Annotated in this window: 1 pseudogene; it reads left to right on the top strand. The window is 69.9% G+C overall.

The annotated features are described in order from the left end of the window. Positions 1-432, top strand: a pseudogene (locus VM95_RS38085) (M4 family metallopeptidase); the annotation flags it as partial.

Below are 432 nucleotides of genomic sequence, written 5' to 3' on the forward strand. Positions count from 1 at the left end.
GGCGGCGGCACCTGCACCCCGGCGCAGCTGCTCGGCAACCAGGGCTTCGAGACGGGCACGGCGGCGCCGTGGACGGCTTCGAGCGGCGTGGTCGACAACAGCTCCTCGCAGGCGGCGCACGGCGGCTCGTGGAAGGCGTGGCTGAACGGCTACGGCAGCGCCCACACCGACTCGCTGTCGCAGACGGTCAGCATCCCGGCCGGCTGCAAGGCGACGCTGAGCTTCTGGCTGCACATCGACACCGCGGAGACCGGCTCGACCGCGTACGACAAGCTGACCGTGTCGGTGAACGGCACCACGCTGAAGACCTACTCCAACGTGGACGCCGCCGCCGGCTACCAGCAGCGCACCTTCGACCTGTCGGCCTACGCGGGCCAGACGGTCACCCTGAAGTTCAACGGCGTCGAGGACTCCTCGCTGCAGACGAGCTTC

It is taken from the genome of Streptomyces rubellomurinus, assembly GCF_000961885.1.
Classification (GTDB): Bacteria; Actinomycetota; Actinomycetes; order Streptomycetales; family Streptomycetaceae; genus Kitasatospora; species Kitasatospora rubellomurina.